General features: G+C 58.0%; 16 protein-coding genes. 14 read left to right on the top strand and 2 right to left on the bottom strand.

Going from position 1 to position 17,736, the window contains the following annotated elements:
• Positions 1 to 34 precede the first annotated feature (34 nt).
• A complete protein-coding gene (locus ACR0EV_RS05725) occupies positions 35 to 1,396 on the bottom strand; it encodes a formimidoylglutamate deiminase (protein WP_480799200.1) in 1,362 nt (453 codons plus the stop codon).
• A gap of 84 nt (positions 1,397 to 1,480) precedes the next feature.
• Here ACR0EV_RS05725 and hutI point away from each other — a divergent pair, with 84 nt between their 5' ends.
• The 13 genes from hutI (at position 1,481) to ACR0EV_RS05660 (ending at position 15,804) form a co-directional block, all read left to right on the top strand.
• Positions 1,481 to 2,692 (top strand): imidazolonepropionase, encoded by a 1,212-nt coding sequence (hutI, locus tag ACR0EV_RS05720; RefSeq protein ID WP_480799199.1) that lies wholly within the window; start codon positions 1,481 to 1,483, stop codon positions 2,690 to 2,692.
• The gene (hutH, locus tag ACR0EV_RS05715; protein WP_480799198.1) at positions 2,689 to 4,227 is read left to right on the top strand and encodes a histidine ammonia-lyase; all 1,539 of its coding nucleotides are present in this window, start codon (positions 2,689 to 2,691) and stop codon (positions 4,225 to 4,227) included. The genes hutI and hutH overlap by 4 nt, the downstream gene beginning before the upstream one ends.
• Complete coding sequence (hutG, locus tag ACR0EV_RS05710) at positions 4,224 to 5,018, top strand: N-formylglutamate deformylase (RefSeq protein ID WP_480799197.1); 795 nt, start codon at positions 4,224 to 4,226, stop codon at positions 5,016 to 5,018. Before hutH ends, hutG begins: the two co-directional genes overlap by 4 nt.
• Positions 5,015 to 6,697, top strand: a complete 1,683-nt coding sequence (gene hutU / locus ACR0EV_RS05705; protein WP_480799196.1) for a urocanate hydratase — start codon at positions 5,015 to 5,017, stop codon at positions 6,695 to 6,697. Before hutG ends, hutU begins: the two co-directional genes overlap by 4 nt.
• A 143-nt stretch (positions 6,698 to 6,840) precedes the next feature.
• Positions 6,841 to 7,890, top strand: coding sequence for a quinolinate synthase NadA (nadA, locus tag ACR0EV_RS05700; protein WP_480799195.1), 1,050 nt, complete (start codon positions 6,841 to 6,843; stop codon positions 7,888 to 7,890).
• A gap of 6 nt (positions 7,891 to 7,896) precedes the next feature.
• A complete protein-coding gene (locus tag ACR0EV_RS05695; RefSeq protein WP_480799194.1) occupies positions 7,897 to 9,465 on the top strand; it encodes an L-aspartate oxidase in 1,569 nt (522 codons plus the stop codon).
• Positions 9,462 to 10,310 carry a carboxylating nicotinate-nucleotide diphosphorylase gene (nadC, locus tag ACR0EV_RS05690; protein WP_480799193.1) on the top strand — a complete coding sequence of 283 codons (849 nt, stop codon included), beginning with the start codon at positions 9,462 to 9,464 and terminating at the stop codon, positions 10,308 to 10,310. Before ACR0EV_RS05695 ends, nadC begins: the two co-directional genes overlap by 4 nt.
• A 114-nt stretch (positions 10,311 to 10,424) precedes the next feature.
• Positions 10,425 to 11,405, top strand: coding sequence for a biotin synthase BioB (gene bioB / locus ACR0EV_RS05685; RefSeq protein ID WP_480799192.1), 981 nt, complete (start codon positions 10,425 to 10,427; stop codon positions 11,403 to 11,405).
• On the top strand, positions 11,402 to 12,535 hold the full coding sequence (locus tag ACR0EV_RS05680) for an 8-amino-7-oxononanoate synthase (protein ID WP_480799191.1): 1,134 nt from the start codon (positions 11,402 to 11,404) through the stop codon (positions 12,533 to 12,535). Before bioB ends, ACR0EV_RS05680 begins: the two co-directional genes overlap by 4 nt.
• A complete protein-coding gene (gene bioD / locus ACR0EV_RS05675; RefSeq protein WP_480799190.1) occupies positions 12,532 to 13,152 on the top strand; it encodes a dethiobiotin synthase in 621 nt (206 codons plus the stop codon). The genes ACR0EV_RS05680 and bioD overlap by 4 nt, the downstream gene beginning before the upstream one ends.
• Positions 13,149 to 14,435 carry an adenosylmethionine--8-amino-7-oxononanoate transaminase gene (bioA, locus tag ACR0EV_RS05670; RefSeq protein ID WP_480799189.1) on the top strand — a complete coding sequence of 429 codons (1,287 nt, stop codon included), beginning with the start codon at positions 13,149 to 13,151 and terminating at the stop codon, positions 14,433 to 14,435. Before bioD ends, bioA begins: the two co-directional genes overlap by 4 nt.
• A complete protein-coding gene (locus ACR0EV_RS05665) occupies positions 14,432 to 15,052 on the top strand; it encodes a pimeloyl-ACP methyl esterase BioG family protein (protein ID WP_480799188.1) in 621 nt (206 codons plus the stop codon). The genes bioA and ACR0EV_RS05665 overlap by 4 nt, the downstream gene beginning before the upstream one ends.
• Entirely contained in the window at positions 15,049 to 15,804 is a 756-nt protein-coding gene (locus ACR0EV_RS05660) for a methyltransferase domain-containing protein (protein ID WP_480799187.1), read from the top strand. The genes ACR0EV_RS05665 and ACR0EV_RS05660 overlap by 4 nt, the downstream gene beginning before the upstream one ends.
• A 4-nt stretch (positions 15,805 to 15,808) precedes the next feature.
• Here ACR0EV_RS05660 and ACR0EV_RS05655 read toward each other — a convergent pair whose 3' ends face one another.
• Positions 15,809 to 16,582 (bottom strand): DeoR/GlpR family DNA-binding transcription regulator, encoded by a 774-nt coding sequence (locus tag ACR0EV_RS05655; protein WP_480799186.1) that lies wholly within the window; start codon positions 16,580 to 16,582, stop codon positions 15,809 to 15,811.
• A 215-nt stretch (positions 16,583 to 16,797) separates the two neighbouring features.
• Here ACR0EV_RS05655 and ACR0EV_RS05650 point away from each other — a divergent pair, with 215 nt between their 5' ends.
• Complete coding sequence (locus ACR0EV_RS05650; RefSeq protein ID WP_480799185.1) at positions 16,798 to 17,733, top strand: ABC transporter substrate-binding protein; 936 nt, start codon at positions 16,798 to 16,800, stop codon at positions 17,731 to 17,733.
• Positions 17,734 to 17,736 lie beyond the last annotated feature (3 nt).

The raw sequence follows: 17,736 nt of genomic DNA, 5'->3' as shown, positions 1-17,736 counted from the left end.
TTTTGGTGTTTTGCGTAAAGGGCAGAGCGACCCGTTACAGTTTTGCAAGAAGGTCCGCCATGGTTTGTTGATAATTCGATACGATCTTATCCCGTGAAACGTGGCGACCCCCTCGCACCTGATGGCGGCCCGCCGACCACACATCGGTGACGACCAGATCTTTTGCAGAAAACACCAGCCCATCAAGCAACTGCTCAGATGTAAGTGCACAAAGCGCAGGGTTCTGACTGTCGATGGCCATCAGGTCGGCCAGTTTGCCTTTGGCTATCGCACCAGCATCGCGGCCGAGCGCTTGCGCGCCACCCTGGGCCGCGCCACAATAAAGCGTCTGTCCCACCGACCCTTCTTTGACCACCATTACATTGCGGGCCAAATCGCGCAGACGCTGCGAATACTCCAACGTCCTCAACTCTTCGGTCAGCGAAATCAGGACGTTTGAATCCGATCCTACGCCAAATGATCCGCCCGCGTTTAAAAACGTGGGGCTATTGAAGGGGCCGTCCCCCAGATTGGCCTCGGTCACAGGGCACAGTCCTGCCACAGCGCCGCTGGCGGCCATAGCCTTTGTTTCGTCTTCGGTCATATGCGTGGCGTGTATCAGGCACCAGTTGGCATCGACATGGACATTGTCCAACAACCACTCTACCGGACGGGCGCCCAGACCGGCCTTTACCTCGGACACTTCCTTTGGTTGTTCAGCGATGTGGATGTGGACAGGACCTTCGCCATACGTCGCTAAAACCCGCGCCAGATCGCCAGGACAGGTCGCGCGCAATGAATGCGGCGCGAAGCCGACCCGGCAGTCTTCGGGCAAATTTCCAAGCGTTTCCCGGGCCTGATCCACCAACATGCAGAAGCGATCCACATCGTTACCGAACCGGGCCTGCCCAGGCTCCAGAGGTTTTTTACCCACTCCGGCATAAGAATACAGCACAGGAAGATGGGTCAGTCCTATCCCCATCTCGACAGCGGCTGCCATGATCCGGTCAGACAACTCTGCCAGTCGGTCATAGGGCGAGCCATCTGGCTGGTGATGCAGATAGTGGAACTCTCCAACTGAGGCGTAACCTGCCTCCTGCATTTCCATATAGACCAAGGTGGCGATCGTCTGGATCTGGTCTGGTGTAAGGTGCGTCGTAAAGCGGTACATCAGATCACGCCATGTCCAGAAGCTGTCGCGACCTGCCAAGCGGTATTCGGTCATTCCGGCCATGGCGCGTTGAAATGCATGGCTGTGCAAGTTGGCCAGGGCAGGCAGCAATGTATCCACGGACACATCATCCGTCTGGGCCGAAGTCCCAGCGTGCAAGGCTGCGATTCTGCCGTCTTCAACCTCGACCCGCAGATTATTTGCCCATCCCGTGCTCAAAAGAGCGCGTTTCGCAAAGATCGCCATGAATTCCACCTCATTTTATGGATAGACATATTACATATAGAAATGTACGAGAAAAGAGAGAACTGCAAGGAGGCGCAGAGTCGGATGCACTCGCAAGATCACGTATTTTCAGATCTGAACGCGGCAACAATGATCGCAGGATCTACCGCCTATGGGCTGATCGAAGATGCGGCGATTGCGGTCGAAGGTGGCCGAATTGCCTGGGTGGGGCCTAGGGCTGATCTGCCCAGCAAGTTTGCCACGCTGCCCCGAACCGATCTTGAAGGCCGTCTGGTGACGCCTGCGCTGATCGACTGCCACACCCATGTGGTGCATGGTGGCCACCGCGCCGTCGAGTTTGAGATGCGCCTTAATGGTGCAAGCTATGAAGAAGTGGCGCGCGCGGGCGGGGGTATCATCTCGACGGTGAAAGCCACGCGGAACGCAAGCGTCGATGACCTGATCGTGCAGGCATTGCCCCGCTTGGATGCAATGCTGGCCGAGGGTGTATCGGTGATCGAGGTCAAATCCGGTTATGGTCTGGATCGCGATACGGAATTGAACATGTTGCGCGCTGCCCGCGCGTTGTCGGATCATCGTCTGGTACGTGTCGTAACCAGTTTTCTGGGCGCACACGCAGTGCCTGAGGAGTACAAAGACCGGCCCGAGGACTACATTGCTGAGGTCTGCATTCCAACCCTGCGCGCAGCCCATGAAGAGGGTCTGGTGGACGCGGTGGATGCCTTTTGCGAAGGTATCGCATTCCTTCCCGATCAACTTGTTCCGTTGTTTGATGTGGCGAAAGAACTTGGCCTGCCGATCAAATGCCATGCCGAGCAATTGTCCAATCTCGGGGGAGCAAAACTGGCGGCCTCGTACGGCGCATTGTCTGCCGATCACATCGAGTATTTGGATGAAGAAGGCGTTCAGGCCATGGCCGACGCCGGCACTGTCGGGGTAATCCTGCCGGGGGCCTTCTACACTCTGCGCGAAACGCAGGCTCCGCCAATTGATCTGTTGCGCGAACATGGTGTGCCGATGGCGCTTGCCACCGATTGCAACCCTGGATCGGCTCCGGTCACGTCGCTGCTGCTGACAATGAATATGGTCTGCACCCTGTTTCGCATGACACCCGAAGAGGCTCTGGCCGGGGTCACCGCTCATGCGGCGCGCGCGTTGGGTCTGCAGGATTGCGGGCGGATCGTCGCTGGATTGCGCGCGGACTTGGCTGTGTGGGACATCACCCATCCGGCGGAACTGGCCTATCGCGTTGGTTTCAATCCCCTTCACACCCGAATACTCGGAGGCGTAATTTGACGACCCTCACGCTCATCCCCGGCGCTGTTACTCTGGTGCAGCTGGAACAGGTTTTCCGTGAAGAATGTGCCGTGCGGCTGGATCCCGCTTGTCGCCCTGCTATCGACGCGGCGCATGCCCGTATTGCCGATGCAGCGGCGGGCGAGGCTGCGGTCTATGGGGTCAATACCGGTTTTGGAAAGCTGGCCAGCGTCAAGATCGCAGCCGAGGACACGGCGACGCTGCAACGAAACCTGATCCTTTCCCATTGCTGCGGTGTTGGCCCGGCCATTCCGCGCGCGGTTGCGCGGCTGATGATGGTGCTGAAACTGCTCAGCCTCGGGCGCGGCGCGTCTGGCGTGCGGCTGGAACTGATTGACCTGCTAGAGGCCATGCTGGACAAAGGTGTGACCCCGCTGATCCCTGCGCAAGGCTCTGTCGGTGCGTCGGGCGATCTGGCGCCGCTGTCGCATATGGCCGCTGTTTTGATGGGCGCGGGAGAGGCCGAATTCGGTGGGGCCGTAATGACCGGTAGTGAGGCGTTGGCGGCGGCTGGTCTAACACGTGTTGAGTTGGGCCCCAAGGAAGGACTGGCGCTGATCAACGGCACTCAGTTCTCGACGGCTTTCGCATTGGCAGGGCTGTTTGGCGCGTGGCAGGCGGCGCAAAGCGCATTGGTCACTTCGGCTCTCACCACGGATGCAATCATGGGATCGACCGCGCCATTACAGCCTGAGATCCACACATTGCGCGGTCATCGCGGCCAGATCGAGGCTGGCGTAACCATGCGTGCCATTCTGGCAGGCTCGGTAATCCGAGAAAGCCATCGAGAAGGTGACACTCGCGTACAGGACCCGTATTGCATCCGCTGCCAACCGCAGGTGGTAGGTGCCGCCATGGATGTGTTGCGTCAAGCAGCAACCACGCTTGAGATTGAGGCGAACGCCGCCACCGACAATCCTCTGGTTCTGTCCGAGGCAGGGCTGATCGTCTCGGGTGGAAATTTCCACGCCGAACCCGTGGGATTCGCGGCGGATATGATCGCTCTGGCCGTGGCCGAAATCGGGGCGATTGCGCAACGCCGCATCGCGCTGATCGTCGATCCCGCACTCAGCTTTGACCTACCGCCTTTCCTGACGCCAAATCCCGGACTGAACTCGGGCTACATGATCGCCGAAGTGACAACCGCCGCGTTGATGAGCGAGAACAAGCACTTAGCCAATCCCTGCGTGACAGACTCAACGCCCACGTCGGCCAATCAAGAGGATCACGTCTCGATGGCCGCCCACGGCGCGCGGCGATTGGGGCAGATGGTCACCAATCTGGAACGTATTCTGGGGGTTGAACTGCTCTGCGCGACGCAAGGGGTCGAGTTTCGTGCGCCATTGCCCACAAGCGAAACGCTACAAGCCGTGATGGCGCGCCTGCGGGCGGTCGTTCCCGCCTTGGACGATGATCGATACATGGCAACCGAGATCGAAGCAGCCTCGGCCCTGATTGCAAGTGGCGAGATCGCCCATGGCACGGGTATCGCGATGCCGGAGCTTGGCGCATGAGTGGTCCTGTCGAAGTCACACGGGGCGACGGCCCTATCGTTCTGGGCCTGCCACATACCGGCACCGATGTGCCCGCCTCAATCGAAGCCAAGTTGAATGCACGGGGCAGGGAATTGGCGGATACCGACTGGCATATCCACACACTTTACGAAGGGCTGCTGCCCGGTGCGACAACTGTGCGGGCGACTTTTCATCGCTATGTGATTGACGCAAATCGCGACCCGAGCGGCGTATCGCTTTATCCCGGTCAAAACACGACGACTTTGGTGCCGCTTACGGATTTTGACGGGCAAGACATCTGGGATATCCCACCGACAGAGAGGGATGTTGTTGAAAGGCGCGAGGCGTTTCACGCGCCTTATCATGCCGCGCTGCGGGCCGAGCTTGAGCGGGTCAAGGCGATCCACGGGATTGCCGTTTTGTATGATTGCCACTCGATCCGCAGCTACATTCCGTTTCTCTTCGATGGCATTCTGCCCGACCTGAACATCGGAACCAACAATGGGTCCACCTGTGCCCCGGCATTCGAATCCATAACGCATGAGTTCGCGGCATCTTCGCCGTACAGTACCGTTTTGAACGGCCGATTTAAGGGCGGGTGGACAACACGTTATTATGGTCAGCCGTCAGAAGGGCTGCACGCGATTCAAATGGAACTGGCTCAGTCGACCTATCTGGCCACCGAAGCCCAGCCTTGGACATATGACACCACCAAAGCCAACCGGCTGCGCCGATGGCTCAAAGATATACTGGACGCCATCCAGGACACCGCATTGGAGATTGCTGCATGACCGATCCTCGCAAGAACACCCGCGACGTCTATCCCCCGACAGGGCCCGAGCTGAATGCCAAAAGCTGGATGACAGAAGCACCAATGCGGATGCTGATGAACAACCTGCATCCGGATGTAGCCGAGAACCCGCATGAACTGGTTGTCTACGGCGGCATCGGGCGCGCGGCGCGGACGTGGAACGATTTTGATACCATTGTCGCCAGTCTCAAGGATCTGGAAGAGGATGAAACGCTGGTTGTGCAATCTGGTAAGCCGGTTGCCATTGTGCGCACGCACACGGATGCGCCTCGGGTGCTAATTGCAAACTCAAACCTTGTGCCGCATTGGGCCAATTGGGATCATTTCAACGAGCTCGATAAGAAGGGTCTGATGATGTACGGTCAGATGACCGCTGGCTCGTGGATCTATATCGGCACGCAAGGCATCGTGCAGGGCACTTATGAGACCTTTGCCGAAGCCGGGCGTCAGCACTATGACGGCGATCTGACCGGCAAGTGGATCCTGACTGGGGGCTTGGGCGGCATGGGCGGCGCGCAACCTCTAGCCGCTGTCTTCGCCGGGGCCTGCTGTCTGGCGGTTGAATGCAACCCGGACAGCATCGACTTCCGCCTGCGGACCAAATATCTTGATGAAAAGGCCGAGACGCTGGATGACGCGCTTGAGATGATCGACCGCTGGACAAAAGCGGGCGAGGCTAAGTCCGTTGGTCTATTAGGCAATGCGGCTGAAATTTTCCCCGAGATTTACCGACGGATGCAGGCCGGTGGAATGCGCCCCGATATCGTCACCGACCAGACCAGCGCCCATGATCCGCTCAATGGCTATCTGCCTTTGGGCTGGACCCTGGCCGAAGCTGCCACCAAGCGGGAAAACGATCCCAAGGCGGTTGAGAAAGCCGCGCGCGCGTCGATGAAACAGCACGTTGCCGCAATGGTCGATTTCTGGAATGCAGGCGTGCCGACGCTGGATTACGGCAACAACATCCGGCAAGTGGCGCAGGACGAAGGGCTGGAGAACGCATTTGCCTTCCCGGGCTTTGTGCCCGCCTATATCCGCCCACTCTTCTGCCGCGGCATTGGCCCCTTCCGCTGGTGCGCGCTTTCGGGTGATCCCGAGGACATCTACAAGACCGATGCCAAGATGAAGGAGCTCTTCCCCGAGAACACTCATCTGCACAATTGGCTCGACATGGCGCAGGAGCGCATCGCGTTTCAGGGACTGCCCGCGCGCATCTGTTGGATCGGGTTAGGCGACCGCCATAAGGCTGGGTTGGCATTTAACGAGATGGTCAAAAACGGCGAATTGAAAGCGCCCGTTGTCATTGGTCGAGACCATCTTGACAGTGGCTCGGTCGCTTCGCCCAACCGCGAAACCGAGGCGATGAAAGATGGCTCTGACGCTGTCAGCGATTGGCCTTTGCTAAACGCTCTGGTCAATACCGCGTCAGGTGCCACTTGGGTGTCGCTGCATCATGGCGGTGGTGTTGGCATGGGCTTCTCTCAGCACGCGGGAGTTGTTGTTTGCGCCGATGGCACGGATGCAGCGGCCAAGCGGTTGGAGCGAGTGCTCTGGAACGATCCTGCCTCGGGTGTCTGGCGCCACGCGGATGCAGGGTATGAGGATGCCAAGGCCTGCGCACGCGAACACGGGCTGCGTTTGCCGGGTATTCTGGGCTGAATTGCTCATCCATCTTTGAATTTGTCTGTATGGCTTAGCGCTAACGCTGAAATTTCCGGTTTCGAACCGGGTGGCTTTCAGCTAGGGCTAAGCCGTTAAGCGGCCAGCAAGGCTTACGACAACTGACAAAGGTGGCTCGCCCGTTGCTCGATATTACACATGTCCGCTCGGTTCTTTCGGACGTATATGACCTCACCCCATCGGCCACGCTGGCCAATGAGATGAAAGACACGTTTGCCCGCATGGACCGTGTGGTCAGCCCACCGGATTGGGCGATCTATGCACCGTATGTGCGGGCCATCAATGCGCTTAAGAAAGAGCGTAACGCTGTGATCCTTGGGCATAATTACATGACACCCGAGATCTTCCATGGTGTGTCCGACTTCGTCGGTGACAGTTTGCAGTTGGCGATCAAAGCCAGCGAGGTGGAAGAGGATGTGATCGTTCAGGCCGGTGTGCATTTCATGGCTGAGACGTCGAAAATCCTGAGCCCTCAGAAAACCGTTCTTATGCCTGATATGGAAGCCGGCTGTTCGCTGGCAGAATCGATCACCGCGGACGGAATCGAAGAGATGCGGGCCAAATACCCTGGTGCACCGGTTGTGTCTTATGTGAATACCACAGCCGAGGTCAAAGCGGGTTCCGACATTTGCTGCACGTCATCCAACGCGTTGCAGATCGTGAACGCCATGGAAAGCGACACGGTTATTATGACGCCGGATCAATATTTGGCACAGAACGTCGCAAATCAAAGCCACAAGAACGTGGTGTATTGGCCCGGGTCCTGCATCGTGCATGAACAATACACCGCTCAGGACCTGCGCGATTTCCGCGAATGGAACCCAGGCACGCGGCTGATCGCTCATCCCGAATGCCCGCCAGATGTGGTGGCCGAAGCAGACTATTCGGGTTCGACCAGCGGTATTATCAAATACGTGCATGACGAGAAGCCCGAAAAGGCGATGCTGATCACCGAATGTTCGATGGCGTCGAACATTGCCGACGAGCTGCCCGAGGTCGATTTTGTGGGCCCCTGCAACATGTGCCCGTACATGAAGAAGATCACGCTGGAAAAAATCCTCTACGCCCTGCACACGATGGAAGGTCAGGTCGAGGTTGCAGAAGACGTGGCGGAAAAGGCACGCAAATCCGTTCAGGCCATGATCGATTTATCCCGCGAGCTGGGCATCTGATTTCAAATGACCGACGTTACCACGGATCGGGTCATTATTGTTGGGGCCGGTATCGGCGCGCTTTATGCGGCGTTGAAGCTGGCACCGCGCCCGGTGGTGGTGATCTCACCTGATCCGTTGGGGCAGGGGGCAAGCTCAGCCTGGGCGCAGGGCGGCGTGGCCGCGGCAATGGATTTGGCGGACAGTCCGGAGAACCACGCTGTCGATACCGTGAATGCCGGTGCAGGCACCGTCGAGCCTGATGTGGCCGACCTGGTCACCCGCGAAGCACGTGAGTATATCCTTGACCTGACCGAGATTGGCACGCCTTTCGACCGCACTGAAGATGGCGGTTACGTTCTTTCGCGTGAGGCCGCACACAGTTACGCCCGTGTCGTGCGCGTGAAAGGCGATCAGGCGGGCAGTGAAATCATGGCTGCCCTGATCGAGCGCGTGCGCGAGACTCCTTCGGTTCAGATTTTGGAAGGCGTTCTTGCGGTGGCTTTGGACGTGGACGAGGGCAAAGTCTCGGGGGTGGTGCTGCAGGAGGCAACACAGACTGGCTCTGCACCTGTTACTTTACGTGGACCTGCTGTGCTGCTAGCGGGTGGCGGCTCGGGCGGGCTTTATGCGCTGACCACCAACCCGGCTCGCATTCGGGGGCAGGTTATTGGCATGGCCGCACGCGCCGGGGCGCTTATTGCTGATGCCGAGTTTGTTCAGTTTCACCCTACAGCTATGGATGTGGGCGAAGATCCTGCGCCTTTGGCCACCGAAGCGCTGCGTGGAGAAGGGGCGATCCTGATCAACAAGCAGGGCAAGCGGTTCATGCAGGCCGTTCACCCGGACGCGGAACTGGCCCCGCGCGACGTGGTGGCGCGTGCGATCTTTGCTGAAGTGCAGGCAGGCAATCGACCCATGCTGGACACACGCGACGCTTTGGGTGCGCGAATCCATGAGCTGTTTCCTGCGGTCGCAGCCTCCTGCGCGCGCAACGGTATTGACCCTGCAAGCGAACTGATACCTGTTGCCCCCGCGGCCCATTACCATATGGGCGGCATTGCGACGGATACAGATGGTCGGGCCACAATGGACGGGTTGTGGGTTTGTGGCGAGGCGTCTTCCACGGGTCTGCACGGGGCCAACCGTCTAGCATCGAATGGGTTGCTCGAAGCGCTAGTCTTTGCCCGTATCTGTTCTGAGAGCATAGCAAAGTCGCTGCCCACCGCTGCAAATATCGACCCGATAGACTTGCAGTTTGCTCCCTGCGAGGCACCTGACACGACGCAAGCGGTTCAGGAATTGCGCGATACCATGACCCGCGATGTAGGTGTCGTCCGGGAACGTTCAGGGCTGACCCGCGCGTTGAAAACCATAGCCGAGTTAGAGGCGCGCCATGGCGATTGCCGCTCGTTCAGAAACATGTGTGCGACTGCGACTTTGATTGCTGCTGCTGCCTTGCAGCGCGAAGAAAGTCGCGGGGCGCATGAACGCTCTGACTTCCCTGAAACTGGTGGCGAACCCGGTGAACGGTCCAAAATGTATCTCTCTGAGGCCCTGACCATTCGGGCCGAAGCCTGCAAGGAACTGACATGACTTTTGCAACTCTGCCAGATCTGATCCTTGAACCTGTGATCCGCTCGGCGCTGATGGAGGATTTGGGAAGTTACGGCGACGTGACCACCCGAACAGTGATACCGCAGGAGACCACATATACGGCCCGACTGAACGCGCGCGAAGATGCTGTCGTGTCCGGAATGCAGGTCGCCGAAATCGCGTTCCGACTTGTGGACCCCGCGCTTGAGGTTGAGGTGCTGATCAAAGACGGCGCGCCCTGTCAGCGCGGCGACACACTGATGACTATAAAAGGGTCTGCAGCCTCAATCCTGTCCGGCGAGCGTGTCGCGCTGAACTTTGCCGGTCGCCTGACCGGCATTGCGACCAAGACCGCCGCATTTGTGGAACAGACCAAGGGAACCAGCGCTCGCATCACCTGCACCCGTAAGACCACGCCCGGCTTGCGTATCGTGGAAAAGCAGGCCGTGTTGCATGGGGGCGGTTTCAATCACCGCTATTCCCTGTCCGACGCGATCCTGATCAAGGACAATCATATTGCTGCTGCAGGCGGCATTCGTCAGGTTTTGGAAGCTGCCAAGGCCCAGGCCAGCCACATGATGGCGGTTGAAATCGAAGTCGACCACCTGGACCAGTTGGCGGAGGTGCTGAAAGTTGGCGGAGCCTCGGTCGTATTGCTGGACAATATGGACAACGACATGCTGCGCGAAGCTGTTGCCATGGTAGATGGTCAGATGAAAACCGAAGCCAGCGGGAACGTGACCCTAGAACGCGTGGCGTCCATCGCGGAAACTGGTGTGGACTATATTTCGTCCGGTACACTGACGCATTCCGCGCGTACTGTCGATCTGGGCCTGGATTTCTAAAGGCGCGGCATTTCCGCTTGATTGGGGTTCGTTTGCGCCAACACGGTTGCGCAATTCAGTTTTATCAATAATAAATCTGTCGCAACGCAAGCTGCAGGAAGTTTTATAGATAAAATGATCATCCCTCATTCCGGCTGGACCCGAAAGTCTGCGCAAGCTGTTCATGATCTTCCCTTGATGGACCTTCTTTTCCGGGCGCAAACCGTGCACCGCGAGAACTTTGATCCCAACAAGGTTCAGACCTCGAAGCTTCTGTCGATCAAGACCGGTGGGTGTGCCGAGGACTGCGCTTATTGCTCGCAATCGGCTCGCAATGGATCGACTTTGCCTGCGTCAAAACTGATTGAGGTTCAGCGTGTTCTGGCCGAGGCCAAGAAGGCCAAAGATGGCGGCGCGACCCGATTTTGCATGGGGGCCGCATGGCGCGAGCCCAAGCCGCGCGACATGCCGGCGCTGGTCGCCATGGTTGAAGGCGTTAAGGCGATGGGCATGGAAACCTGCATGACGCTGGGCATGCTGGATGACACTCAGGTCGTCCAGCTGCGCGATGCCGGGTTGGACTACTACAACCACAACATCGACACCTCTGAGCGCTATTACTCGGAAGTGATCACCACCCGCACTTTCTCGGACCGGATCGACACGATGAACCGGGTGCAGGAAGCCGGTATCAAGGTTTGCTCGGGTGGCATTCTGGGTATGGGCGAACATACCGGCGACCGTATCGACATGCTGCTGACCCTGGCCAACATGACCCCTCCGCCGGATTCGGTGCCGATCAACATGCTGATGCCACAGGCGGACACGCCATTGGCCGATGCAGAGCCGATCGATCCCATCGATTTTGTGCGGATCATTGCGACCGCGCGTATCCTGATGCCTAAATCCTATGTTCGACTGTCCGCCGGGCGCAGCGACATGAGCGATGAGATGCAGGCGATGTGCTTCTTCGCCGGTGCGAACTCGATCTTTGTCGGCGATACGCTTCTGACGGCGGAAAACCCGGAAGAAGACACCGACTCAATCCTGTTTGCGAAGCTTGGCATTCAGGCTGAAACGGCGGAAGAGCATAAGCGCACGGAAGCTGCCGAATGAAAGCAGTCGATCGGCTGGAATCCATGCTTGATGCGCTTGAAGCCCGGCACCGCCGCCGGGCTTTGATCCCTGCGCGCGGGTTGGATTTTGCGTCGAACGACTATCTGGGGCTGGCCGGATCAAATCTGTTGCAAGATGCCGCACAGGCGGCCTTGGCACGCGGCGTGCCGGTCGGGTCCGGAGGCTCGCGCTTGCTGCGGGGCAATCACCCCGAACATGAGGCACTGGAACAGGAAGCAGCCGCTTTCTTTGGATCTGAAGCCGCGCTTTTGATGGGCGGAGGGTTTCAGGCCAATCAGGCGATCTTTTCCACCCTGCCAGCGGCCGGAGATTTGGTGCTTTATGACGCGTTGGTCCATGCCAGTGCCCATGAAGGGATGCGCGCCAGCCGCGCGGATCTGCGCGCCTTCCGCCATAATGACGTTGAAGATGCGCGCAAGGCTTTGACCGAGTGGCGGGCAACAGGTGGATCAGGCCACATCTGGATCGCGGTGGAAAGCGTGTATTCTATGGAAGGCGATCTTGCTCCTCTGGAGGACCTTTCGTCCTTGGCCGGTGAGTCCGGTGCCGTTCTTGTCGTAGATGAGGCGCACGCCACAGGTGTTTTTGGTTTGAAGGGTAAAGGTCTGGCACATGATCTGAGCGCAGACGTTCTCACCCTGCATACCTGCGGTAAGGGTCTGGGCGTGGCGGGCGGTCTGATCTGCGGGCCGCGTGTGATGATTGAAACGCTGATCAACCGGGCACGACCTTTTATCTTCGCAACCGCCCCCTCGCCTTTAAACGCTGCTCTGGTGCGGGCCACTCTGCAAGAGTTGGCCGCCAATGATCGCTTGGTTGCTGCTGCACGCGAACGCGTTGGTCATGCGCATGATGTGGCTCGGGAGGCGGGATTGCCGGATTCGACCCTCACCAGCCAGATCATCCCGGTTATTTTGGGGGACGAGGCCAGAACGATGGCGACGGCCTCTGGCTTGCAGCAACAGGGCTTTGACATTCGCGGCATTCGCCCCCCCACCGTTCCCAAAGGAACGTCCAGACTGCGTGTGTCGATCACCGGAAATGTCACCCACAAGGACATCTCGGCATTGTTTGCAACCATCGCCAGCTACCAATCGGAGGCCGCATGAGCGCGCTGATCGTTGCCGGAACTGACACAGGTGTCGGAAAAACCGTTTTCTCCGCTGGTCTGGCTGCGGCGTTGAATGCTCGATATTGGAAGCCCGTTCAGTCGGGTTTGGAGGACGCAACAGACACTGAAACCGTCCGCTTGTTGTCCGGTGCGGAAGTTTTGCCTGAGGCGTATCGCCTGAACATGCCGGCCTCACCCCATCTGTCTGCCGAAGACATGGGTGTTGAGATTGATCTGTCGCGCCTTGCTGTGCCGCAGGTTGACGGGCCGCTGGTCGTTGAGGGGGCAGGCGGCCTTATGGTGCCGCTGAACCGCAAGTCCTACTATCTGGACCTTATCGCCCAATGGCAGGCTCCGGTGGTTCTGGTAGCCCGCACGGCACTGGGAACGATTAACCACACCACATTGTCCTTGATGGCCCTGCGTGGCAGGGGATGTGAGGTCGTGGGTGTTGCCTTTGTCGGTGAGGCTGAGCCGGATGTTGAACAAACCATCGTTGAGATGAGCAATGTTCGTCACCTTGGGCGGCTCCCGATGCTCAGCGACTTGACACAGCAGAGTCTAGCAGATGCCTTTTCGGCGATAGACGTTCCGGCCATTCGGAGGTTCCTGTGACCCCGCTCGAATTTGACGCCCGCCACCTGTGGCACCCGTACACCAACGTGGCCAACCCCGGTGCGATGCACCTGATCGATCGGGCCGAGGGCGTCTATCTGTACCGGGAAGACGGCGTGAAGATGATCGACGCCATGTCCTCATGGTGGTGTGCAATCCATGGTCACAAACACCCTGCGATCACATCTGCGATGCAGAAACAGCTGGAGAAGATGCCCCATGTGATGTTCGGGGGGCTGACACACCAACCGGCCGTAGATCTGGGGCGCAGGATGGTCGACATGCTGCCCGAGGGACTGGACCGCATTTTCTACTGTGACAGTGGCTCGGTCTCGGTCGAAGTGTCGATGAAGATGGCGGTGCAATACCAAATGGCCCATGGCCGCACCGGTAAATTCGAGTTCGCCACCATTCGGGGCGGCTATCACGGCGACACCTGGAAGGCTATGAGCGTCTGCGACCCGGTCACCGGTATGCACGGGTTGTTTCGCGGGGCTTTGTCGATCCAGCACTTCCTGCCGCGCCCTTATGTGCGGCTGGGTGACGAATGGCCCACAGATTCTGCGCAGAACGGGTTGGAGCCGCTGGAACGGTTGCTTGCCGAGAAAGGCGACCAATTGGCGGCCCTGATCCTTGAACCTGTGGTTCAAGGCACAGGTGGAATGTATTTCTATCACCCTCAATGGCTGCGCGCGGCCCGCGCCTTGTGCGACGCCCACGATGTGCTGATCATTTTTGATGAGATTGCAACCGGTTTTGGCCGCACTGGTAAGTTGTTCGCCATCGATCACGCCGACGTCAGACCTGATATTCTGTGCTTGGGCAAGGCGCTGACCGGTGGGCATATCTCTTTCGCGGCTACGGTAACCAGCGAGCAAGTGGCTTATGGCATCGGCAACAGTGAAGCTGGTGTGTTCATGCACGGCCCGACTTACATGGCCAATCCGCTGGCCTGTGTCGCGGGATCGGCCAGCCTCGGGCTGCTGGCCGAGGGAAACTGGGAACGACAGGTGTCTGATATTGAGGCCCAGATGCGCACCGAACTGGAGCCAGCCCGCGGTTTGCCTGGCGTAGCGGATGTCAGAGTCCTTGGTGCCATTGGAGTCATCGAAATGAAGGATACGGTTGATCCTTCTGTCGCCCATCGGCTGGCCCCAAAGACCGGAGTGTGGCTGCGTCCCTTTGCACGCAATATCTATTGTATGCCCCCTTACATCATATCTGCTGACCAACTCAGCCAAGTCACGAGTGCAATGGTTGCGCTGGCCGGGGGGCAGGGATGAAGCACAGGTGGCTGGAGCAATCAGACGACGGCGCTTTGATCCTTGTGTTCGGGGGTTGGGCGCTTGGTGCTGCATCGTTCCAGGGTCTAACCGGTGGCGCGTCTGTTTTGCTGGTTGATGAGTATACCCGGCTTGATGACCCATTGCCTGATTTGACAGGGTTTGACCGTGTCGACATGCTTGCGTTTTCCTTTGGCGTCGCATCAGCTGCGCATTGGTTGGCCAACACTTCGTTTCGTCCCGACCGGCTGGTTGCGGTCAGCGGCACGTTGCACCCGTCTTGTCCTGACCGCGGAATAGCGCCTGACATGATCCGGGCTACGGCGGATCAACTTACGACTTCCAGCTTTGCCAAATTTTGCCGCCGGGCGGGCTTGCGCGGCGACGCTCCGGAACTGGACATTACCGCCGCACAAAAAGAGCTGCATTCGGTGATTCAACGCGGACCGGCTCCGGACCCTGGGTTTGATCTGGTGTGGATACCCGAGCGTGACCGTGTCATTCCAACGAAGGCGCAAGAGGCGGCTTGGGCTCATTCTTCCGGCGATGTCAGATCTATCGCCGGGCCCCATGTGCCTTTCCAAGCGGGTCAGACCTGGGCGGAGTGGCTGTCATGACCGTGCAACTGGCGGACAAGGTGCAACGAAGCTTCAGCAGAAGCTTCGAAACCTATCACGACACAGCCAGTCAACAGGCTTGGGCCGCCGAAAAACTGGTTTCTGAACTCTGCCGTGTCGGTGCGCCGGATCAGTTTCACACAACGTTTGAAATGGGCTGTGGTACCGGGCACCTGACCAGAATGCTGCGGCAAAACTTCGATCTTCCCGATTTCATCGTGAACGACATCGCGCCACAAGCCCAAGTGACGGCAGAGGCAGAAGCAGCAGCATTTGTCTCAGGCGACGTGCGCTCGGTACAATGGCCCGATCAGATTGATCTGGTCGCCTCTGCCTCGATGATCCAGTGGATGGAAGACCCGGCTGGATTGTTGCAGCAGGCAGTCGATGCATTGGCCCCCGGTGGATGGTTGGCCATTTCAGGATTTGGACCACAACAATATCAAGAGTTGTCCCGCATCGGATCGACTGCACACGCACCCGGCCTTTGCGAAGCCCGCTCTTTAGTCGCAGCTGTCGAAGGGTCGATGCAGGTTCTGGCCGCTGGAGAATGCATCCGGCCATCTTTCTTCAAAACACCAAGGGACGTTTTAAAATATCTGCGCAGAACCGGGGTGAATGGGCGTGCAAAAGGGACATGGACCAAGTCCACTCTGGCCCGGTTTGAAGAAGAATACGTGCGAAGTTTTGGAACGGCCAGCGGTGTGTCCTTGACATATCACCCGATTTGGATTGTCGCTCAAAAGCGATAGACGCCTATTCGGCGACAACAAGATCAATTTCGTTTGCAGAAAGCATTTGGCGGATATCTTGTGACGGGTCGGTGTCAGTGAAGAACAGATTGATCTGTCTGACTGAATCCAAAGTGACCGGCGCGCGCTTACCCAGCTTTTCTCCGTCAGCGACAACGATGCGAACCTGGGCATTCTGAGCGGCGATAAGCGCCAGGTTGGCCTCCTGCAGGTCATGCAGCATAAAGCCGGACTCGGCATTGACCGCCCCAACCGACAGAACAGCAAACCGGACGTTCAGACGTTTGATTAGGTCCTGTGCCTCAACACCAAACGCGCCGCCGTCATGGGGGCGCAGTTCACCGCCTGCCATAAACACCCGGTTATTGTTCCGGGACGCCAGAGTCTGGGCAACAAAAACCGAATTCGTCACCACAAACAAGTTGTTATGGTCACACAGAGCCTGCGCCACATAAGCTGTAGTCGAGCCAATATCCAGAAAGACCGAGTCTCCGTCGCTGATGACTTCGGCCACTGCTTTGGCCAGCTTTTCTTTTGCATCAACCTTCTTGTCTAGCCGGCTTTCCAGCGACGGCTCCAGGATGTCCTCCAACAGGTGGACGCCACCATGAACCTTGCGCACAATGCCGCGTTCCTCGAGATTTCGCACATTGCGCCGAATGGTCTCCAGCGTAACGCCCAACTCATTCGCCAGGATGCTTACGCGACAGGATCCGCCTGTGCGAAACAGCGCGCGCAGAATCTCTTCTTCTCGCTGGTTGGTTGTTTTAAGGTTCATGTTTTTCGCTCTGATCATCCCGTCATACGGGTAGTTCAGGGATACCACAACACCCACAGAAAGCAACATTACACCAAAATATAGCTGAATATTTGAGCTCAAAATTAAATATATGTGGCTTAACGTGGTTTTTATTGACACAAAACCCCACAGTGTGCTCGTCTGTCTGCAATACCACCGATTCATCAAAAAAATCACGACAGGGAGATGGTGTTATGAAATGCAAACTGGGACTTTCGGTACTTGCCGTTGCGGCTGCTACGTCAGCCTGGGCGGTGGAATCCACTGATCCGATCAAGCTTACGCTGCACGACTGGTCCGGTCAGCTGATCAATACCAAAATCATGGGTTCGATCCTTGAAGAAGCGGGCTACAATGTCGAATACGTTCAAGCCGATTACATTGCCCAATTCGCTGGCCTGAAAACAGGCGACCTGCATCTGGCGATGGAAATCTGGGAGACGACCGGCCGCGAGGCATTGGACGAAGCGACGGCTTCGGGCAATGTTGTGAATGTCGGGGAAACCGGTCTGATGGCCATCGAAGAGTGGTGGTATCCCAGCTACATGAAAGAGCGTTGCCCGGGGCTGCCGAATTGGGAAGCTCTGCGCGACTGTGCGGAAGAATTCGCAACCGCTGAAACCGCACCCAGCGGACGTTACGTCGGTGGGCCCGTGACCTGGGGCGGCTTCGACGAAGAACGTGTCGAAGCTCTCGAACTGGACTTCGAGGTGGTACATGCGGGTACCGATGCAGCCTTGTTTGCCGAGCTTGAATCCGCCTATCAGCGGCAGGACCCGATCGTTCTGTGGGTTTATGTGCCGCATTGGGCGCCGGCCAAGTATGAGGGCGAATTCGTGGAATTCCCGCCATTTTCGGCCGAATGCTATAGCGACCCTTCCGTCGGTGTGAACCCGAACATGGCTTATGATTGCGGCAAGCCGCGTGGGCCAATCTGGAAGGCCGCCTGGTCTGGCCTTCAGGAAAAATGGCCCGGTGCTTATGACATCATCGAGGCTTACAACATCAACAACGACGAAATGAGCGCGATGGTCGGCAAGGCCGATCTGGATGGCGTAGAAATTGACGGTGTTGTTTCGGAGTGGATGGAGACCAACAAAGACCGTTGGTCGGGTTGGATCTCTAAATAATCC

Source organism: Ruegeria sp. CF8 (assembly GCF_056537285.1).
Note: the sequence above shows the minus strand (reverse complement) of the source record. Positions and strands in the feature narration are given on the sequence as shown.